This is a genomic window from Rhizobium sp. P1_B8 (assembly GCF_056406515.1).
In genome coordinates, this window is record NZ_JBFTZZ010000026.1 from 66,075 (window position 1) to 86,240 (window position 20,166).

Below are 20,166 nucleotides of genomic sequence, written 5' to 3' on the forward strand. Positions count from 1 at the left end.
AGAAGGAGCTCCAAATGTCCGACGTGCGAATATTTCCATCGGGTGAGCGGCAGCGAAGCGGGACACCGACGACGGGTGAGCAAACGTTCCCCCAAGCCCGCCGCCGACGTAAAGGACACCGCCCTCCGCAAAAATATGGAACCGTGTCGTCCGCCATCGGTTGACCAGATGTCCACCTCAAACATGGAGCCGAAAATGAGCAAGACCAACGTTCGTGAACTCCAGAAACGCGCCGAACGGCAGGTGAGGAACACCAGCGCCGGCGGCCATCTCGGCGGGACATATTTCGGGCAGCAACCAGACGGAAAAACCGCCTCGTCGACCAACAACGACAGCGCCAAGGCGCGCCCGAACAACGGAAGCAAATAAGCGCCGCGGGCCTCACCGCACCTAAGTGAAGAATTCTCCTGCGCCCAGGGATCTGGGCGCCTCCCCTGCTCGCGACGTCCACCTCGCTATTGATCGGCGACGCCTCCGCGCTAGCTTCTGCTCGCGGCCGAGCGGCCGCGGGGGATACGATCTTTGGGCGAAGGCGGAGGGCGACGTGGCATTCTATTCGATTGACGATGCGATCCGGGAACTTGCACCGGCTCTCGACAAGGCGCCGGCGGGCGCGGTCAGCGGCGAATGGACAGCCACCACGATGCAGGCAGGGCATTCCTCCCGGACGGGCGGCTACCGCGATGCCGAGGGAAACTATGTCCCTGAGGCCTCCAGGCATCCGCTCGATATCATCTCTGATGTCGTTGAAAAGCTCGGTGCATCAGGGATGCCCCGCTTCAACAAGGTGATAATCCGCTGGAGGAAGCCGAAGTTCCCCTTCATGCGGGGAGAGATCACGCTCGAAACGAGTTATGACCGAACGATCGTGCCGCGCGGCCCCGACGACCCGATCTACGAAACCGCTGCCGCTACGCGGCGCGTCTTCTGGCAGAGCCGCGGTACAGTCCAGGAGGATTTTGCCGCAGAGCGCGGAACGGCCAACATTCACGCCCAGACGAAATGGTTCGGCCCGCACCGCCGGATCCTCGCCATCCATGCGCCGGGAAGGCTGACACTTGCCACCGACGGGCTGTCGACACCCTGGGCCGGCATATCCGAGCCTGAGAACGGCGTCGAGTGCGAGGTTTTCATGGAATTCGACGCCGCGACACTGGATGCGGCCGGGATCGAAAACTGGGCGAACCTGTTGATCAACATCGGCGACCTCGTGGCAGACGGTTATCGTGTCGCCCGCGATGTCGAGAAGCACGGCGCCATCCTGTTCTGCCGGCTGACCGAGGATTACCGCCCGATGACCCGGATCGTGCTCAGCCGTGACGCAGGCCGGATCGACGGCCTGCCTTTCGGCTCCGCGCCGCTGATCCTGGCAACGCCGATCAAGGAAGCCGAAATCGAGGGGCAGGACCTTTCCGACAACTGGGGCGCTGCGGCCGCCCGCAACGCCCTGGCCAAACATGGGGATTGATTGATGTCGCCGATGCCGGACGGTTGTCGTCCGACCGGCGCGATCTTGCGCTATTCCTGGATGTCGGGCTCGACAACCCTGGCAAGGTTTCGCAGCGACTCCTGCCAGCCGAGATAACAAGCCTCGGGCGGAATGACGTCGGGCACGCCGGCCTGCACGATATCCACCTCGGTGCCGACCGAAACCTTCTTCAGCGTCACGGTGACTTCCATTTCGCCAGGCAGGTTGGGATCGTCGAACCTGTCGGTGTAGCGCAGGCGTTCGCCCGGGACGAGCTCGAGATATTCGCCGCCGAAGGCGTGGCTGTTGCCCGTCGTGAAGTTGCGGAAGGACATTCTGAACGTGCCGCCGACAACCGGCTCCGAATGGTGCACGGTGCAGAGGAAGCCGTTCGGCGGAAGCCACTTGGCAAGCGCGTCCGCCTCCAGGAATGCGCGATAGACTTTCTCCGGGGTGGTCGCCAGAACGCGGTGCAGGCGTATGGTACTCGGCATGGTCGTGATCCTTTTTGGATTTACGGAATGGACGAACCTAGGACGGGCGTGGCTTGGCCGATCCGACACTGGATCGAATTTTTCTTCAAGAAGAATTCGATCCGGCGTCGCAGCTCAACCAGGCATGCCATCGAACTGCGGAAGATCGAGCGGCCTTGCCCAGGCGAGCCGGCGCCGGGTGAACATTTCGACCCCCGGCTTGATCAGCTCGGGCCGGTCGAGGCTGCCAAGCGTCACGAAGACGAGGCCGGGGAAGCTCTCGAGGTTGCTGCTGAACAATCTGGCGCCGCAATCGGGGCAAAAGTTGCGGTCGAGCCCCTTGCCTGAATCGGCGATGTAATGAAACGCCTTCGGGCTACCGCTGATCACGGTGAAATCTTCCTGCGGCACCGCGAAGAACGTGGCGGCTTCGCCGCCCGTTGCCCTCTTGCAGTCTAGGCAATGGCAATTGGCGACAAAGTTCGGGTCCGTGTCGAAGGCAAATCTTACTGCGCCGCAGGCGCATTGCCCGGTATATTTCCTGGTCATGTCAGATGCCTCCCATCCCGTGTTCGAACGTCGTGCGATTGGCACTCCACCGCCTCAGCGCGCCGCGCGTCCTTTCTGACGCACAAAGGACGCTCTAACTCTTTCAATCCGCGCATCGGCCCGACAATCAATTCCGATTTTCGGGCCGATGCGCTGGTGTCGCAGAGGTCGTCGAAACCCACCTGCGGCCGGCGTCGGCACAAGCCGAATGAGGAGATCTCGCCCCCGGGCGGCAATCATGCCCAGGGGCTGAAGTGCTTAAGCCGCGGCCTTTTTTCCCAAGGCATCAAGCAGCGTCCGGGCGCCCTGTTTTGACGAAGCCGGGTTTTGGCCGGTGATCAGCAGGCCGTCCTGGACGACATGCACGCCCCAATCCGCCGTCTTCGAAAACTTTGCGCCCTGCTCTTTCAGGACGTCCTCGAGCAGGTAGGGAACGACCTCGACCAGGTGCATGGCCTCTTCTTCTGAATCGGTGAACCCCGTGACGGCCCGGCCCTTGGCGATTGGCTTTCCATCCGGCGCCTTCACATTCGTCAGGATACCGGGTGCATGGCAGACGAGCGCCACAGGCTTTCCCGCCGAAAGCATGTCCTCGATAAGCGACAGCGCATTGCGATCGTTCGTCAGATCCCAAAGCGGACCGTGCCCGCCGGGGAAGAACACGCTGTCATAGTCCGCCTGGTCGATTTCAGAAAGCTTGATGGTGTTTGCGAGCGCAGCCATTGCCGCCGCGTCTCGTTCAAACCGTCTCGTGTCTTCCGTCTGGAACGCCGGCTCATTGCTCTTCGGATCGAGCGGAGGCTGGCCGCCCTTCGGCGAAGCGAGTGTGATGTCGACCCCGGCGTCGCGGAAAACGAAATAAGGAGCAGCAAGCTCCTCGAGCCAGAATCCCGTCTTCTTGCCGGTGTTTCCCAACTGATCATGCGATGTGAGAACCATGAGAATTTTCATTGCTCAGCTCCTTCAAGCCAGCCGGCGGACAACACCGTCGGCGCCCGGTTTTACGGTGAATACTGCCTGCATCTCATGCTGAAACGGGAGAGGACATAGAGCGGCTGCGCTGCGAAACAAGCTCTCCCGCGCAGCGTTTGCTAGAATTGCTTTAGCCGAAGCATAACCAGGCAAACGGAGGTCGCGCGTGACATCCGTTTGTCTGGGCTGAGCCGACCAAGACCCGCGCTGGAAAGAGCAGCGTGAGACCCCGGGCTGACCGGCTCGCGCTGGAATTTCCCGCACCAGTCGACATGCCGGCGGTCACAAAGCCGCCGCTCAATCGTCAGCAAATCGCCCCGTTACCGCCGCACAGTGCCCTCTTAAAGGTTCCATCGTCGCGACCTCGCCGGCCTTTGAGCGGCTGAGCGATCGACCGAGGCGGTCTTGCTGCCGATCAAATCATGCACTTGAAGAGGAATGAATATGATCAATCGTTACACATCTGTCGCAACATTGAGCACTGTGGTCTTCAGTCTGCTTGCTTTCAGCCCGGCATCCGCTGTCGACATGGCCCAGGCGCAACAGCAGCCGGCACAGGCGCAGCCGCCGGCTCAAGGCCAGACGCCGATGCAGGGACAGCAGGGCGGCACCGGTGCGACAGCAGCCGTCAGCGATCAGAAAATCGAGGCCTTCGCCGTTGCCTATCTGCAGGTCGACAAGGTGAGGCAGGAATATTCGGCCAAGATCGGCGCGACGAAGGACGAGACTGCCAAGCAACAATTGCAGGAGGAGGCCAAGAAGCAGATGGTCGACACCGTCAAGGCTTCTCCCGACATCTCCGTCGAGGAATACTCGTCGATCCTGACGGCCGCGCAGAGCGACCCGGCTCTGGCCAAGAAAGTTCTGGAAAAAATCGGCACGCCACCGCCGGGCCAACAGCAGCAGCAGCAGCAGCAATAGGCTGCGCGCGGCGCTGTAAGCCGCCACGGACGTCTTGCCGTTCACGCCGGAAGCAGTGCCCGCCATTTGACGGGCTCTGCTTTCCACCTAAGAGTCGACGAAATGATCGGCTAGAACAGGACGATATTAGGCCGGGTCGGCCTAAAATCTGAATCCTGTTCTACATCATGTAGTGAGAGCATGATTTCGTCCGAAAACCGCTCACACTTTTCGGCATCATGCTTTCGTTCAGTATTGCGAGCCGCTCTTGTTGTTCAGGTCGTGCCGTTCGGTGCCCGTCAGCGGCGGGTTGAAGATGCTGACCAGAATGAGATCCTGATCCTTGCCGCCGCGCAGATAATGGCGGTCATGCTTGTCCAGCACATAGATATCACCGGCGCGGATCGGAAAGACGTTGCCGTCCATATCCTCCACTTCGCCCTCGCCCTTGATGCAATAGCAGGCCTCCAGATGATTGCGGTACTGAAGCAGGGCTTCGCTATTGGCGCGAACGACGGTATGGCACACCGTAAAGCCCATGCCGTCGTCTTTGGTCAGCAAGCGGTGGCTCGTGCCGTTGCCCCAGTCGACGAAACGCTCGGTGAGCTCCACCTCCTTCAGATTTCTGACGAACATCGCCGATTCTCCTGATAAATTATTGAAGATGCAGCGATGATTCTTTTTTATCGCTCACGACAATTAGCTATTGAAATGGCTGGCATTTTCAAATGATGATTCTTGCGTCATCTGTGAGGAAATTTTACAAATGCAATTGCCGCCGTTGAACGCCCTGCGCGCTTTCGAAGCCACGGCCCGCCTGATGAGCCTTTCGAAAGCGGGCGACGAGCTGCACGTTACCCATGCGGCGATCAGCCATCAGATCAAGCATCTGGAGACCTGGCTCGGCCGCAAGCTGTTGCGGAAATCGGGCCGCGGTGTCGCGCTGACCGCAGCCGGCGGCGAATATTACCGCGCCGTGTCAGGATCGCTGGCGGCGATCGCGCATGCGACCGGCAACATGCGGCGCGATCACAACATGCGGGCCATCACCGTCGGCTGCATTCCCTCGATCGCCTCCCGCTGGCTCGTCCCGGCCCTGCCCTCCTTCCAGGAGAGCGACCCCGATCTCGACGTCAGGATCGTCTATGCACGCGCCGAAGAACGCTTCGACGACGAAAGCCTGGACGTGCTGATCACCATGGGCGAGGATCTGAGCGGCGGCAGGGAAAGCCGACTGCTCTTCTCCCGCCGCAACCAGCCCGTCGCCAGCGGCCATTACCTTGCCAAACGCAACTGGACGATCGACGACGTCTCGCTCGCCGGCGCCGATCTGCTGCACGACGAATCCGCCGACGGCTGGAAGGAATGGTTCCGCAAGGCCGGCCAGAAAGCGCCGGAGCCGCTCCGGGGTCCGATATTCCAGGATTTCAACATGCTGGCGACGGCCGTAGTCGCCGGCCATGGCGTGGCGCTCTGCCCGGTCGAGGTGTTCCGCCGCGAGATCGAACGCGGCGATCTGCTGGTGCTTTCCGACATCGCGACGGCAGAAAACCAAGGCTATTACGTCATATCGAACAGCTGGGCGAAAAAGCCGGTGCGCCGCTTTATCGACTGGTTCATGACGGAGTGCGGATCGGGCGCGTGAGATCCCCTGCCCGCAATTTATCGAAGGGTCGCCGCCGAGACGATGGATGCAAATGGGTCGCGAAAATAAAGATGTGGCATAAGCCCATCCGTGAGCGAGTTGGGCCGAGGTTGGGGATTGTTAATCAGAAATGCCTAATGTAAATCTTGGCGTGCACAAGTTGTGTGGGAGCTAATTTGCTACAATATCTGGTTATGACATGAGACTAAGGAGGGCCTCGGACATGCAGAAAATTCGTGCGGCCCCCTCGGCGCTCGGACAAACAGAGGCGAGAGCTTCGAGCTCGATCGACCGGCTTTTGTTCTTTGACCGCGATTTCAATCCCGTCGAGAATTTGCTGGGCACTGAGCTGCCTGATTCTGTCAAACCAGCAGCGTCGTTTTGGGAACATTTTCCAGAATTGGACAAATCGGCGATCACACTCGCCCTCCGTTCATTGGGCGACAGTGCCCAGCCTTTGCAAATATCGGGGGATTTTGGCGCGCCAGCGTCGCACGGACTGACGATCTATCGGATCGGAGATCTGTTTGCCGTGGTTCGGTCCGAGGAATCTATCGACGATGAGCGGGCGACCCTTTTGCATCTGGCCACCCACGATCCGCTCACTGGACTGCCGAACCGACGCCAGTTCAGCGAGGACCTCGCTGTGTTGTTACGGGAGACAGCAGGCTCGAACGAGACTCTGTCCCTGATGCAACTCGATCTTGACGATTTCAAACCCGTTAACGACACGCTTGGGCATCCAGCCGGCGACAAGCTCCTTCAGCTTGCCGCAAGCCGCATTCAAGAGTGCCTTACCAGCGACGACAGAGCCTATCGACTGGCGGGTGACGAATTCACCGTCATATCAAGGGGCCCGGGACATCCCGCCAAAGGACACCAGCTAGCAGAAGCTTTGGTTGATGCATTCAAAAAGCCCTTCACGATAGATGGCATCGCGCTATTTGTGGGTGCCAGCATCGGCATATCTGCTGCTCCACCGGACGGTACAAATCCGGAGCAGCTGATGAAGGCGTCCGACGTCGCACTCTACGCCGCGAAGAAAGACGGACGCGGTCGCGCAAGACCGTTTGATCCCTCAATGCTTGAGTTGCTGGAACAACGCGAACTGCTGCGCCGCAGCCTTCGCATGGCCCTGGTCCAACAACAATTCTCTATCGAGTACCAACCCATCGCCGAGGGCGGCAGCATTGTCGGCTTCGAAGCCTTGCTCAGATGGAACCACCCTCTACTTGGAAAAATCCCACCAACCGCATTTATTCCGATGGCCGAGGCCGATGGAATCATGCCGGAAATAGGTGCATGGGTTTTGGAGCAGGCATGTCGCGAGGCAATGAAGTGGCCGCAGAACTACATCGTCGCGGTCAATGTGTCCGCGGCTGAATTCTTGACAAGCGGCCTCACTGATCGGGTATCCCAAACGCTAGACCTGATCGGGTTGCCACCCGACCGTCTGGAGCTTGAGATAACCGAAAGCGTGCTCCTTGAGCGGACCGTCAACAATATCGACACCCTGAATACTCTCAACGTGCTAGGGATACGAATCTCGCTTGATGATTTCGGGACAGAATATTCTTCCTTGAGCTATCTGAAGACATTCCCTTTCGACACGATCAAAATCGACAAATACTTTATCACCGACCTCGAAAGCGATCTGAAAGGCCAGGCAATCGTCCGCTGCATCGTTAACCTCGCCCATGACCTCGACATGCAGGTGACAGCCGAAGGGGTTGAGACGCCAGGTCAGGCGGAATGGTTGCGCGGTGTGGGCTGCGATAGACTTCAAGGCTATTTGATTAGCAGGCCGCTTCCGGTCGAGGCGATTGGCGAGTTCATCACCCGGGCGGAAACATCCGTAAGACCCGCGCTACCACAGTGAACAACCGATTTTCGCCGCGCCTTTAGCTATCGCGTGCATCAACCTGACGCCCCAGGCAAACGAAAGGAGGGTGTATTGGAACAGGAAGCAGCTAGCTTCGATGACCATGCATTTGCGCCGATGGTATCGCTGGAACTGAACGTTGCGATGTTCAAATCCCGATGGCAGTTTTGCGACAGGATTACCGAATACCTCTCAGACATTCTCGGCCAAGGTCACAGCGATCCCGCTCGATATTCCAATTTTCTTTCCGTCGCGACGAATGAGCTCATTGAACTTGCTTTCCGTTCAACGAGCGAGCCAGGAAGGATAAGTTTCAGTCTCTATCGGAGCGCGACAGTCAATCGGCTGAGAATTGTGTTTCCCGGCGAGGAAGCATTTGGCCGAAAGCACGCCAATGCAAGATCAAGTGAACGCCAGCCGGTCCCCGGCGCCGGCTCTGGATACTTGGTGATGAAGTCCGACGGGACGGTTTTGCTCAGCGATTTGGCAGCAATATTCCGCGCGACGATCCGGATTGAGAAAGACGGCGGACAAGGGATACAGATCATTGCGGATTTCCCCTCGGCCGAGGACTTCCGATGAGCCTGCTCCCGCAGCCCTTCACTGTTCATTTTGATCCGACAAATCAGGAGCTTTTGCTGTCTGGCAAGATGCGACCGGAAAGCGCCACTGAGATTGCCGATGCCCTCAAGCTGGTGCAGCAAAGTTTGGAAAAATACAGCGGGATCGTTTACCTCAATGTCAAACGTCTGACGCACATTAACATGACTGCCTTCGTAACCCTGTCCGATGTCCTCGCGGCAAGCTGTCGGACCAGGCCAGAACGGAAGATTGTCATCATCACGTCGAGCGTGGTGGCATGGTCGACCTCTTTGTTCGAGACGCTGGCGGCATCACAACCAAACTTGTCGGTTGAAGTCTACGATTCGGCATTTTATCCGGGCCAGAGCTTTGTCGAGGACGAGACTTTCATCCCCATTCTGCGCACCCAGACGAAAATGACATGGAGGCACGAACGTGAACTGTTGCCTCGCCACGGCCTGCGCAGCGGTCTTGTCATCGCGGATATCTGTTGCGGAATTGGGGATTTCGCGGCCTTGGTTCAGAGGGAATTTAAACCGGCACGCCTTGTCGCGCTGGATCATTCCGTGCGCAGCCTCGAATATGCGCGCAGGGTCGCTGCCGACTTCGATCTGCAGGGAATCGAGTACACCTATGGTGACGCCTCCCAAATGCTGCTGCGAGACAATCAATTTGACTTTGTGACCTGCCGACATTCGCTGCAGATCTTCAACCGTCCCGAGATGCTGCTGCGGGAGCTCTATCGCATCTGCAAGCCTGGCGGCCGTGTCTACATCACGAACGAAAAAAATTCGCATTGCCTGGGCGAACCACATGCTGAAACAATAAGATGGACTTACGAGGAGGTCGCCAAACTGTTCAGGTACTTCGACATGGATGTCGAGATGGGGCCGAAAAGCCGCCATCTCCTCGCCGACGCGGGGTTCGATAGTATCAGGGTCGATTCCTTTATGGTCACCAACCTGGACGGGGATCCCCAAGACTTCGCAGACATCATCGAAGCTTGGGAAAATGTCTACGCAGGTGAGATGGCCGTTCGAAGGGGCGACTCATTGGATTTCATTCGCAGGTTCCGGCAGGGATTCAAAGATCATGTCTTTGCTGCTCTTCACCCCAAGGGTTATGCAGGCTGGCCGATCTGGGCAGCTTCCGGCCGAAAGCCGCTATGATGGACGAGAGATCATTGAAGAGACCGACAAGACTAGGCTCATTTCGGGCAAAATTCATCTTGGTCGTCGGTGGAGCAGTCCTCTTTGACTTGCTGGTCAGCGGCGGGCTGGCACTTTGGAACGTTCAGAGGCTGTCGCGCGACGCAACCCTCGAAGTCGGACAGGGCCTTGAAGCGGCAAACCAGGAATACATTCGTACATATGCTGATTCCACCGCAGCCCAGGTGAGTTTGCTCCTGCGGCAGGTTCATAACGACGTCAGCACCTTGGCAGGTGTGCTGCAGGCGCAGATCGACGATCCCGAGCGTAATTCCGACGTCGGCGCGGCGATCGCTCGCACATCGCCCAGCAGCGTCAGCCTTGCTTACGATCAGACGGGAAAGTGGTCTCAGAACGCTCCGGGCTCCGTCTCGGTTGTCAGCGTCTGGAGTTACTTGCTCGGACAAGACCACAATCCAAAGCCTGACGTCCAGACCGATATCCAGACGAGCGCGGTTCTGGACCTTGTTGCACCGAGCCTGCTGCAGCACGGTGCTTCAAAGCTGCAGATGTATTACATCGGATCGAAAGAACGACCAATCTTCAGGACAGCGCCCTATACCGACCAGGCTCAAACCTTCGACCGCCTTTATCCCGGTCACAACGAGGCCAATTTCTGGGACTTCTTTTTTCCTGGACTTTATGAGTCCTGGCAGGGCTGGGCCAAGGATATGAAAACGCGGCCGGTCGCGGACGATATAACGCAGACAGCTCCATATACCGATGCCATTACCGGGAAACTGATCGTCAGTTTCTTTCATCCACTATGGACAGCCGACAGGAAGGATGTCGCCGGGACGGCTGGCGCGGACATAACACTCGACCAGCTCGCGCAGACTGTTGAAAATGTGAAAGTGGCCCAGTCCGGCTTTGGATTCCTCGCAATGTCCGACGGAAACGTTGTGGCGATCAACAGCACAGGCGAAAAAACGCTCGGTCTGCGTTCTGCGAGCGATGCAAGCGGAACCGGCGTGACCGGATTGGAGCGCTCCCTGAAGGGAAGCTCCCAGCCTGCCATAGCGAAACTGGCCCTTGACCGCGAACAGGGCATCCAACATTTGCTGTTGCAGCAGGACGGCAACCAGGTCCCCTACATCTTTATCGTGAAGAAGCTCCCCGCGACCAATCTCTGGCTCAGCGGCCCGGTTCGGCAAGAGGCAATGTCTCTTGGAGTGGTTGTGCCTGAACGAGAAATCGAGGCCTCCCTCTATGCGGCCCAGGCCAAGATTTCAGACGCTACGAACCGGATCGTGCTCTACCAAATTCTAGCGATCTTAATGTCGCTGCTTATTGTAACGATCGCGGTATTTGCGGCTTCGAAACGAATAACGGGCGGAATCAGTGCACTTGCAGATGCCGCCAGACGGATACAAGCGAAGGACTATTCGGTCAGGGTGGCCATAGCAAGTAAAGATGAGGTCGGCGAGGCTGGGGAAGCATTCAACCGGATGGCTGAGCAGATCAGCTATCACACCGAAAATCTCGAGCAACTCGTCGAAGAGCGAACCGCTCAAATCGAAGATGCAAAGGAAGAGATTTCGACACTGAACGCACAGCTCCAGCGAGAAAATCGACGTCTCGGAACAGAGCTCGCCGTCGCCGAGAGAATCCAGCTCATGGTTCTTCCGCTGCATCAGGAGCTTGAGGAGTTTCAGGCCCTCGAGATCGCAGCCTATATGAGACCGGCGGAAGAAGTCGGCGGCGATTATTATGACGTCTTGAAGAGCGGAAACCGATTGAAGATCGGCATCGGCGACGTCACCGGACACGGGCTCGAAAGCGGCGTATTGATGTTGATGGTTCAGTCCGTCGCCCGCGCCCTGCAGGAAGCCGGAAACACCGATGCAGTCAAATTTCTCACAGACCTGAACAGCGCCCTGTTTAAAAACATAGTGAGGACTAAAATCGATAAGCATCTCACTCTGGCGTTTCTTGACTACGACGGAAAAGAGATGATCCTGTCGGGACAACACGAGGAAGTTGTCATCGTGCGGGCGAACGGCAAGGTCGAGCGCATAGACACCATGGATCTGGGCATACCGATCGGGCTGGAAGCCGATATTTCTGCCTTCATTAAAACCCGTGAAATAGCGTTCGAGAAGGGGGACGTCATACTCCTGCATACGGACGGCGTGACAGAAGCCGAAAACGACGCGGGAGAATTGTTTGGCATCGAACGTCTGTGCCGCGAAGCACTTCGCCTGAAGGATCAGAGCGCTGAGAAAGTCGTTTCCGGAATTGTAGCGACATTAATGCTCTTTATCGGATCGCAGAAGATTTACGACGACATCACGCTTCTCGCAGTGCGACATAGGTGAGACATGACGCCAACGGTATATGGTATCGAATCTCTGGTGGGCATAAGCCTGGATTCATGCACTCGCCTTACGTTAAGCGATGGACCGCTTCAGCTTGGATGGAAGCACTCAGGAATGACCTCGGACTTCATAGCGGAAGTCATGGCTCTGCCCTATTCACGGTCAAGGAAAGACTACGTGCAGGCGCATCATGACATCGGATATCTCAGCAATGAGTTGATCGAAAATGCCGTTAAGTTTCGACAGCCTGGGGAGATCCTCATTGAAGCCGGCATATTCGACGGAACCTTTTTAATAAGGGTCAAGAACACGATCGATGGCGTGACATCATCTCGGTTTCAGTTACTGCTGCATCGCCTTCAATCGAAGGACCCTGGGGAACTTCTTCTCGAGCAAATCGAAACCAATGCCATATCGGCTGCAAGCGGTTCGGGCTTGGGGTTGCTCACCCTTTTGAGCGACTATGACGCAAAAATGGCATGGGCATTCGAAGGGAATAATGACCGGCATATCATACTGACGACGACTGCGGCTGTGGCGATGCCACCCTCCTCCAATCTGTGAGCGAAGAATGGAAATCAGCGACGAAAACTTCCGCGTATGGGCTGAGAAAAACGAAGTGTATTTCGATGGCGTATTCAGGCTGGCCGGACCGGACGCCTATGCGCCGATTTACTCATTGGTATTCGGCCTGCTCCACGAGGGGCACAAACAGGTGACGTTCAACCTGACGGGTCTCGAATTCCTCAATTCCTCTGGCATAAATCTCTTGGCTAAGCTGACTATTGAAGCCAGAAAGATGGGCGACCTCCTGCTCGTTGTCAAAGGCACCAACCAATATCCTTGGCAAGCGAAGTCCCTCCCGAATCTCAAGAAGTTACACCCTCTTCTCGATTTGCGCTTGGCGTGATTCTCTTTCGAAGGAGAGCCAATTCACACCTCGACGCGCCGTCATAAATCGAAGCCAACGCCAACAACTGCCGAATTTGAGCAGTATCCTTGGCTCTTCGCCAGCCCCCGCAGCGCCAGCCCGTGGTGATGGCGCTCCGCGTCGACCCACGCTTGGCAGCCCTCAGACGCTGCTGAGGAGGAGACTGGTCTCGCTGTTTGCGACACCGTCGATCATGCGCACCTCGCGTAGAACCCGGTCGAAGCCGGCAAGGCTTGCGGCCCGGATATCGGCGACAAGGTCCCAGTTGCCGTTGGTCGTGTGCAGCGCTGAAATCTCCGTCAGGCCACGGAGCTTTCGTATGACCTGGGTCGTCGATTTGCCGACAACCTCGACCATCATCACGGCACGCACGGCGTTGACGTCGTAGTCCTCCCGCACCCGGACGGTGAAGCCGAGCAGCGTACCCGTCTCCATCAGGCGATCCAGCCGGTTCTGAACTGTGCCGCGTGCGACACCGAGTGCATCGGAAAGCTTGCTCAAGGAAGCGCGCCCATCGGCGCGGAGGTGAGCGATAATCCGGCGATCTAGATCGTCGGGTGCGTATTTCGCGATGGTCATATTGCCTCCTTGCTAAATTCGCGCAAATGAACTGAACGAATTGCACAATTTACTGCCAGAATTAGCACAGATTTGAACTTTCGGCCAACATGCAGGACAGTTAGTCTTTCTCCTCGAGCATATGCAGGAGGAACTCAGCATGTCGTCGCCCCTTCCATCGGAAAAAGCTCTCGTACCCTTCGTCAGCGTCGAGAACATGATGCGTCTTGTCCACCACATCGGCATCGAAACCGTTTTGACCGAACTTACCGACGTCATCGAGGCGGATTTCCGCCGCTGGGGATCGTTCGACAAAACCCCGCGCGTTGCCTCTCACTCCGGCGAAGGTGTGATCGAGCTGATGCCGACTTCGGACGGCGAAATCTACAGCTTCAAATATGTAAACGGCCACCCGAAGAACATGGCGCAAGGCCTGCAGACCGTGACGGCTTTCGGCCTTCTGGCAGAAGTTTCGACCGGCTATCCGGTACTGCTCACCGAAATGACCCTGCTGACAGCGCTGAGAACCGCCGCAACTTCAGCCATGGCCGCGCGGCACCTCGCACCTAAGGGTGCCCGCACGATGGCCATGATCGGCAATGGCGCCCAGGCGGAATTCCAGGCGCTTGCCATGAAAGCCGTTTGCGGCATCGATCACATCAGGCTCTACGACATCGATCCGCTGGCGACGGAAAAGATGGTCCGCAACCTTGCAGGCACGGGGCTGACGGTGACCGCCTGCAGCTCGTCCCAATCGGCTATCGAAAATGCCGATATCATTACGACCTGCACCGCCGACAAGCAGTACGCGACGATCCTGACCGACAACATGGTTGGCTCCGGCGTCCACATCAATGCCATCGGCGGCGACTGCCCGGGCAAGACCGAGCTGCACCGCGACATCCTGTTGCGCGCCGACACCTTTGTCGAATATCCGCCACAGACCCGCATCGAGGGCGAGATCCAGCAGATGGATGCCGACTATCCTGTCACCGAATTCTGGCAGGTTGTGACGGGACAGGCGACCGGTCGCCGCGATGCCAGTCAAATCACCCTATTCGACAGCGTCGGTTTCGCGATCGAGGATTTTTCCGCTCTTCGTTATGTCCGTGACAGGCTCAGGGGGACCGGGCTTTACCAGGACCTCGATATCATCGCCGATCCGGACGATCCGCGCGACCTGTTCGGCATGTTGCAGCGAGCAAGGCAGGCATAGGAGCGCGACGATGCCAAGACACGTCACATATTCCGTCCAGGCGCCCTCTGCAGTCGTCATGGTCCGGCCGCACCACTTCACCGTGAATACCGAGACCGCCATCGACAACCTGTTCCAGTCCAGCCCGGATACGACGGAAGACCTTTCACTGGCGGCCTATAACGAAATCACCCGGGCGGCCGATGTGCTCAGAAGCCATGGCGTGGCAGYGCATCTTTTCGACGACACCGGTACCGAGACACCGGATTCGGTCTTTCCCAACAACTGGTTTTCCACCCATGCCGGCGRTCATGTGGCGATCTATCCGATGACGGCCGTCAATCGCCGGCGCGAGCGGCGCAGCGACGTCATCGAAATGCTGAAGAGCCAGTATCGGGTGCAGGAGGTGATCGACTATTCCGGCCTCGAGCCGGACGGACTGTTTCTCGAGGGCACCGGCGCCATGGTTCTCGATCACATCGATCGGGTGGCCTATGCCGTCCGCTCCGACCGCACCGATCCGATCGCGCTGGAACGCTTCTCGACCCACTTCAACTTCGAGCCGATGGTATTCGACGCGCGGGATGGAAATGGCGTCGCCGTTTATCACACCAATGTCCTGATGTGCATCGCCACCGACTTCGCCATGATCGGACTGGAGATGATGACCGATGCAGCAAGACGGCGGGAGGTCGTCCTAAGACTGGAGCGCTCCGGCCGCGGCGTCATCGCACTCACCAACGATCAGATCGCCTCTTTCACTGGCGACGCTCTCGAACTCCAGGGAAATGCGGGGCGTATCCTTGCGCTCTCGACCACGGCGTTTGCATCCCTGAGCCGGGATCAACGCAACACGATCGAAGAGAGCGCCGAACTGGTCGCGCTTGATATCCCGACGATCGAGCGCGCCGATGGATCGGTCCGCTGCACGCTCGCAGGCATCCATCTGACGCCGCGATGATTGCGTGCTGACGGTGGAATATTGCGACTGCCGTTTAACACTCTCGTGAAACTCAGCGAGGCATCTTGTATGAAGTCGACATCCTTTCGGTAACGGGCGCGCGGCCAAGTTTTTTTGACCTCGCAAATGGGGAGAAAAAAATTGGGGGGAACAAGCATGGCCCAAACCAGCCGTCGACAAGAAACCCGCAAAATTGCAAGCCTCGGCTTGGCGGCGTGGGTGCTGCTCCTACCGATCGCACTGGTCTCTTTGGGGATTTGGCAGACACAGCGTGCAGCCGAAACGCTTGAACATGCGCGCCGTTCTTCGGCCGAACTCTCGACGACCCTGGCTCAGGTGAAAAACATCGCGGCATCCGATCCAACAGCCATTCTAACCTTCCAGGGAGCGGGCGAGCCCACCTCCCTTGCCGCCCTGGTCGCCGTTTCGCAAATCGAGGCAGCCCTTTCTCAAGCCGACGAGGAGCTGGAAATCTCGCAGATCCGCCGGCCACTGGTTTGGGGAACGATCGGCGGAGCCGTACTTGCGTTTTTCGGCGGTGCGCTGGGACTGATGGCGGCCGGCATTTCCGGGATCCGCGCGCGCGTCTCCCAACGCCAACTGATCGCGAGCTTTCAACGTCTGCGGTCGCTCCTTCCGTTCATTCTTGCGACCGTTGTGATCGGGTTTTCTATCGGCGTCATTTCGGCGGCCCTGTTCGAAGCAGTCAGCATGGGGCTATGGGCAGATTTTACCACGGGCAGTGCCAAGCTTTTCGCGGTCGCCGTCGTCCTCGCCGTCATCGCAGCCTACAGCGCCTTCACGGCGCTGCGTGGCTTGAAAGATGTCTTTGCCCTGTTCACACCCGAACCGCTTGTCGCGGCGGGACGCGTCATCGAAGAAACGGAGGCTCCGGAACTTTGGCGTTTCGTCCGCAGCCTGGCCGCGCGGCAACACGCTTTGTTGCCCGACACGATCATCGTTGGCCTCGGCCAGGGCTTTTTCGTAACGGAGAGCCAGCTGCGTCTCTGGCCTGAGGACAGACTGGTGACCGGACGGTCGCTCTATCTGCCTGCGGCCTATCTTGATCTTCTCGACCAGGCCGAAATCGCGGCAATCATCGGCCATGAGCTCGCCCATTTTTCTGGCGAAGACACCACCTATAGCCAGCAATTCACGCCGATTTATGCAGGCCTCTGGCGTGCTCTTGCAGCTCTTGGACGCGCCGACGGTGGTCGCTTCGTCCTGTATCCGGCGGTGAAGCTCGGCTTTCACGCCATGCAGCGGTTCGATCATGCCGTCGCACACTGGAGCCGGCTGCGAGAATTCGATGCTGACCGTAGCGGCAGTCTGCTGGCGACGCCGGCAGACGCCGCCTCGGCTCTCATCCGCACGGGGATTATCGCTCCCGCCGTCGCCTATGTTCTTCAGCGCGCATATGCCGGACCGGATGATACCGGTTCCGATGATGCCTGGCCTGACCTCGTCGCGCAGACAACGGAACTGGTCACCACCAATGGATGGAGCGATCCGATGCCCCTTTTGGGAGATCGGCAACCGCATCCGACCGACAGCCATCCGCCGACGATCCAGCGGATATCGGCCCTCGGTGTGGAAATTGGCGATGACCTCCTGAGACGAGCGATGCGTCAGCCGGAGCCGGGAGCTCGCTCTTTTGCGGACGATCTGTTTTCGGATTGGGCCGGACTATGCCGTCTGTTGAGCAAGGATTTCATCGACGACGCGCGCATGATGCGTGACCGCCGTCGCGAAGTGCTTGAAAAGGTGGTTGCCGGGGCCTCACAGGAGACCGTCGTCTACGACAACGTCAAGCCGATGATCTGGACGATGGTGATCGTCGCCATGATTTTCGCCGGATTTGGCCTGACGGTCGTCTTTCTCAGCGGCCAATTGGGCCTCGGCTACGATGAATTCGCACAGTCACTGATCGCCGCGATCACCGCCTTCGGCGCTGTCACCTCCCTTCTCTACGCGGCCTTTCTGTATCGGAGCGCGGCACGACCGCTCATGGTGCTGACCCCGGATGCATTGCTCGCCTCCAGACTGGACAAGCCGGTTGCCTGGACGGATGTTGCGGGCTACGCGGTCTACGCATCGAGCCGTTTTGCCCTGCGCCTCTGGCTCAATCAGGATGCGCCAGTGCCAAAAAAACATTGGCGTGCGATCTATAGTAAAATCGACCGCCGGCAGCGCATCATCACGCTGGGTGCCCTGGGGATTAAAGGGATGAAGGCCGCCGACTTCAGCGCACTCGTCGGCCGGTATCACCAGGCCGCTTACGCCCGACAGGAGCTCGCCGCCGCTATGTTGCACCCGTCCCGCGATGCGTCCGCAGACGAGACAGCCGGAAAATACTGAGCAGCAATGAGCTCAACCGATGGCCGCTTCGCGCGAAGAGGGAATCGTTAAGCATTTCAGGTCGTCTAAGACCATTGCCGGAGCGGCATCGGACCTCGGTCCGATGTGCAATGCGCGATCACCGTCTAACCTCTCCTATCTGCTCAAGCCGTGTATCTGCGCGGCGCTTGATCTGATTTGGAGGAAAACAATGCGGATCGCAACCTTAGCGTCCCTGACCGCGCTCTCGCTGGCTCTTGCGACGAGCCCGGCAACAATTGTCGGAATCGATATGACGGCACTGGCGAAGAACGGTGGAAACGGTGGCGGCAACGGTGGAGGCAATGGTGGAGGCAATGGTGGCGGTCACGGCGGCGGCAGTGGCAACCATGGCAGCAACAGCCAGGGTGGCAGTTCAAACCACGGCAACTCCAAATCTCAAGGCGTGAAAGGCAAATCCACCGAGGCGACAAGCAAGTCGAAGTCCGCGAAGGCAGACGAGACTAAAATCGGCACGAAAGAAAAAAACCTGTCGGCGCAGCTTGCGGGTCTGAACTCCTTGAAGCGGAACTATAAGGCACTGATGCATACGTCGGATCCACGCATGACCGCTATCGCGGCCTATGCCGTGGCTTATGCCCAATATGAACTCGACAATGGAATCGAGCCCGCAGCCAATGACCCTCTGTTGGGGGATCAGGCGCTGGAGGACGCATTGGCTTCAGCGACGAAAACCGGAGAAGTCAGCCCGGCGGTTTTGGACGAAGCCAAAACCATCTTGGGGGTTGGCGACGCAAACGGGAAGATCGATCAAATCCGCACCTCTCTGGAGAACGCGGCGCCGGTGACATCAGACGAATAGCCGAGAATTCAGGTGCGAGCGGTGTGGAGCTGATAAGTATGGCTCCGCACTAAACTACGAAAGAGCATTTCCGTTTTGTTTGAGTACGGATATGCTCTTTTTTTTGCAGACACAGAACCCTCTGTTGAAACTGCTCCAAGATGAATGCGCCTCTATCAGCCCAGTTCATCGAACAATTTCACGACGCCAAGTCATCATCGTTATTCCCTATTTATCAGAAGGCCGGGCAGGCAAACCGGTTCTGCTGTCGCTCATAGCCCAGATGCCGTCGACGCTGCGCTCGACCCAAAAGCGACACTCCCACTGAATCATGAGACCCTTCCCAAACTTCCGGCCCAAGCTTGAGCTCACCTTGCTGGATGTAGGATCATCCGGCTTTAACGCGGGATGACCACAGTGGAGGTCAGCCGCCCATGCTTTAAGGCGAACGGTTTTTGCGGCGCGTTCTGCGATTTCGCTGGTCGTAATTTTCTCGAAAGTGCGCCTGGTCATCTCAAGCGGATCGCGGCCGGATATTTCGGCGCTTGATCGCGTTGAATTCCAATCCTTCGGTTAAGAGCCAAGTGAATTGTTGACGCAACGAATTATAATACTATTGAATCCGGAATACAATGGATTGAAAAAGGATGAATTATTCAGGTATTTTATAAATTTTATTTTCAACGGTTCGATAATTTCACTATTTTTCTTTATGCAGACTTACTGATACTTACGTGAACGCATAAAGAACTTTCGAGCATTCCAGCTGTTGCGAGCAGTGTTTTCTAGGCTTCACGCCTGATTTGGAACGAAGGCGGATCAAAACGAGTTCCTAGAACAGCTGAGTTGAAACCGGTTATGGCTCTGCCTCGCCGGTCCCTATCCCCACGGCGGAACTCATCGAATAGCGCCCCGGTCGCTCTCGATGCATCGGCGGGCGGCGTGATGCCACGTTCACCGCCCGCGGGCATCATCGCAAACTGAAGGTGTCGTAACCACCTTAAAGCTGACGGCAGTCATGTCACGGGCGCTGCTGTTTGAGGGCAATTACCCTAGCCCCAGCAAGGAGGACGTCGTGTCTTCCACTCATTTGTCAGAAATTGATGATCCAACCGACATCGGCCTTATCAGGACAGTCCTTCGAAGTGCCGGCTTTCGGGGCAGCCACGCTGTTGCAGACTCCGAAGAAAAGCGTGCCGCGCTTACCTTTCTCAAATCGGAGTTTCGAAATGGCGTATCCTCGGAAAACGAATTGTTGTCGGCGCTGAAACGTCGAGACGATCTTTTGCCGCCGGCACTTCGGCGAATGCAGGGGATATAGCAAACCTCGAGGCGGAACCCCGTAT

General features: G+C 57.8%; 20 protein-coding genes. 15 read left to right on the forward strand and 5 right to left on the reverse strand.

Features of this window, described 5'->3' with window-relative positions; genetic code table 11:
- The first annotated feature begins 195 nt into the window (after nucleotides 1–195).
- Together AC1D2N_RS26690 and AC1D2N_RS26695 are read left to right on the forward strand one after the other, a co-directional pair.
- Nucleotides 196–369: a hypothetical protein gene (locus AC1D2N_RS26690; protein ID WP_018446286.1), complete on the forward strand. Its 174-nt coding sequence runs from the start codon at nucleotides 196–198 to the stop codon at nucleotides 367–369.
- A 175-nt stretch (nucleotides 370–544) separates the two neighbouring features.
- Nucleotides 545–1,468 carry a hypothetical protein gene (locus AC1D2N_RS26695; RefSeq protein ID WP_130729186.1) on the forward strand — a complete coding sequence of 308 codons (924 nt, stop codon included), beginning with the start codon at nucleotides 545–547 and terminating at the stop codon, nucleotides 1,466–1,468.
- 50 nt (nucleotides 1,469–1,518) lie between these two features.
- Here the strand turns inward: AC1D2N_RS26695 and AC1D2N_RS26700 are convergent, their stop codons facing one another.
- The 3 genes from AC1D2N_RS26700 to AC1D2N_RS26710 form a co-directional block, all read right to left on the reverse strand.
- Nucleotides 1,519–1,962, reverse strand: a complete 444-nt coding sequence (locus AC1D2N_RS26700) for an SRPBCC family protein (protein ID WP_018242667.1) — start codon at nucleotides 1,960–1,962, stop codon at nucleotides 1,519–1,521.
- Nucleotides 1,963–2,076: 114 nt separating this feature from the next.
- On the reverse strand, nucleotides 2,077–2,490 hold the full coding sequence (locus tag AC1D2N_RS26705) for a GFA family protein (RefSeq protein ID WP_047623313.1): 414 nt from the start codon (nucleotides 2,488–2,490) through the stop codon (nucleotides 2,077–2,079).
- A 258-nt stretch (nucleotides 2,491–2,748) separates the two neighbouring features.
- Complete coding sequence (locus tag AC1D2N_RS26710; protein WP_130729187.1) at nucleotides 2,749–3,441, reverse strand: type 1 glutamine amidotransferase domain-containing protein; 693 nt, start codon at nucleotides 3,439–3,441, stop codon at nucleotides 2,749–2,751.
- Between the two features lie 459 nt (nucleotides 3,442–3,900).
- Between AC1D2N_RS26710 and AC1D2N_RS26715 the strand changes: the two genes are divergently transcribed.
- Nucleotides 3,901–4,383 carry a DUF4168 domain-containing protein gene (locus AC1D2N_RS26715; protein WP_130652678.1) on the forward strand — a complete coding sequence of 161 codons (483 nt, stop codon included), beginning with the start codon at nucleotides 3,901–3,903 and terminating at the stop codon, nucleotides 4,381–4,383.
- A gap of 228 nt (nucleotides 4,384–4,611) precedes the next feature.
- On the opposite strand, the gene AC1D2N_RS26720 is transcribed toward AC1D2N_RS26715, so the two are convergent.
- Nucleotides 4,612–4,998, reverse strand: coding sequence for an ectoine synthase (locus tag AC1D2N_RS26720; protein ID WP_018242671.1), 387 nt, complete (start codon nucleotides 4,996–4,998; stop codon nucleotides 4,612–4,614).
- 130 nt (nucleotides 4,999–5,128) lie between these two features.
- Here AC1D2N_RS26720 and AC1D2N_RS26725 point away from each other — a divergent pair, with 130 nt between their 5' ends.
- The 7 genes from AC1D2N_RS26725 to AC1D2N_RS26755 all read left to right on the forward strand — a co-directional run bounded on the left by AC1D2N_RS26725 (nucleotide 5,129) and on the right by AC1D2N_RS26755 (nucleotide 12,907).
- On the forward strand, nucleotides 5,129–6,007 hold the full coding sequence (locus AC1D2N_RS26725; RefSeq protein ID WP_130729188.1) for a LysR substrate-binding domain-containing protein: 879 nt from the start codon (nucleotides 5,129–5,131) through the stop codon (nucleotides 6,005–6,007).
- Nucleotides 6,008–6,230: 223 nt separating this feature from the next.
- Entirely contained in the window at nucleotides 6,231–7,886 is a 1,656-nt protein-coding gene (locus AC1D2N_RS26730) for a putative bifunctional diguanylate cyclase/phosphodiesterase (RefSeq protein WP_130729189.1), read from the forward strand.
- A 75-nt stretch (nucleotides 7,887–7,961) separates the two neighbouring features.
- Nucleotides 7,962–8,471 (forward strand): hypothetical protein, encoded by a 510-nt coding sequence (locus tag AC1D2N_RS26735; RefSeq protein WP_047623318.1) that lies wholly within the window; start codon nucleotides 7,962–7,964, stop codon nucleotides 8,469–8,471.
- Complete coding sequence (locus AC1D2N_RS26740; RefSeq protein WP_130717031.1) at nucleotides 8,468–9,640, forward strand: class I SAM-dependent methyltransferase; 1,173 nt, start codon at nucleotides 8,468–8,470, stop codon at nucleotides 9,638–9,640. The genes AC1D2N_RS26735 and AC1D2N_RS26740 overlap by 4 nt, the downstream gene beginning before the upstream one ends.
- Nucleotides 9,637–11,997: a SpoIIE family protein phosphatase gene (locus AC1D2N_RS26745; protein WP_130717033.1), complete on the forward strand. Its 2,361-nt coding sequence runs from the start codon at nucleotides 9,637–9,639 to the stop codon at nucleotides 11,995–11,997. Before AC1D2N_RS26740 ends, AC1D2N_RS26745 begins: the two co-directional genes overlap by 4 nt.
- A 3-nt stretch (nucleotides 11,998–12,000) precedes the next feature.
- Nucleotides 12,001–12,561 carry a slr1658 superfamily regulator gene (locus AC1D2N_RS26750; protein ID WP_018242677.1) on the forward strand — a complete coding sequence of 187 codons (561 nt, stop codon included), beginning with the start codon at nucleotides 12,001–12,003 and terminating at the stop codon, nucleotides 12,559–12,561.
- Nucleotides 12,562–12,568: 7 nt separating this feature from the next.
- Nucleotides 12,569–12,907, forward strand: coding sequence for a slr1659 superfamily regulator (locus AC1D2N_RS26755; RefSeq protein ID WP_003560625.1), 339 nt, complete (start codon nucleotides 12,569–12,571; stop codon nucleotides 12,905–12,907).
- A gap of 162 nt (nucleotides 12,908–13,069) precedes the next feature.
- On the opposite strand, the gene AC1D2N_RS26760 is transcribed toward AC1D2N_RS26755, so the two are convergent.
- Nucleotides 13,070–13,507 (reverse strand): Lrp/AsnC family transcriptional regulator, encoded by a 438-nt coding sequence (locus AC1D2N_RS26760; RefSeq protein ID WP_130729190.1) that lies wholly within the window; start codon nucleotides 13,505–13,507, stop codon nucleotides 13,070–13,072.
- 139 nt (nucleotides 13,508–13,646) lie between these two features.
- Between AC1D2N_RS26760 and AC1D2N_RS26765 the strand changes: the two genes are divergently transcribed.
- The 5 genes from AC1D2N_RS26765 to AC1D2N_RS26785 all read left to right on the forward strand — a co-directional run bounded on the left by AC1D2N_RS26765 (nucleotide 13,647) and on the right by AC1D2N_RS26785 (nucleotide 20,141).
- On the forward strand, nucleotides 13,647–14,702 hold the full coding sequence (locus AC1D2N_RS26765; RefSeq protein WP_028732741.1) for an ornithine cyclodeaminase: 1,056 nt from the start codon (nucleotides 13,647–13,649) through the stop codon (nucleotides 14,700–14,702).
- 10 nt (nucleotides 14,703–14,712) lie between these two features.
- The gene (gene ctlX, locus AC1D2N_RS26770) at nucleotides 14,713–15,642 is read left to right on the forward strand and encodes a citrulline utilization hydrolase CtlX (RefSeq protein WP_477982333.1); all 930 of its coding nucleotides are present in this window, start codon (nucleotides 14,713–14,715) and stop codon (nucleotides 15,640–15,642) included.
- A gap of 156 nt (nucleotides 15,643–15,798) precedes the next feature.
- Nucleotides 15,799–18,000: a M48 family metallopeptidase gene (locus tag AC1D2N_RS26775; protein WP_130729192.1), complete on the forward strand. Its 2,202-nt coding sequence runs from the start codon at nucleotides 15,799–15,801 to the stop codon at nucleotides 17,998–18,000.
- A 190-nt stretch (nucleotides 18,001–18,190) separates the two neighbouring features.
- Complete coding sequence (locus AC1D2N_RS26780) at nucleotides 18,191–18,841, forward strand: hypothetical protein (RefSeq protein WP_477982336.1); 651 nt, start codon at nucleotides 18,191–18,193, stop codon at nucleotides 18,839–18,841.
- Between the two features lie 1,054 nt (nucleotides 18,842–19,895).
- Entirely contained in the window at nucleotides 19,896–20,141 is a 246-nt protein-coding gene (locus tag AC1D2N_RS26785) for a hypothetical protein (protein ID WP_155256924.1), read from the forward strand.
- The last annotated feature ends 25 nt before the right edge of the window (nucleotides 20,142–20,166 follow it).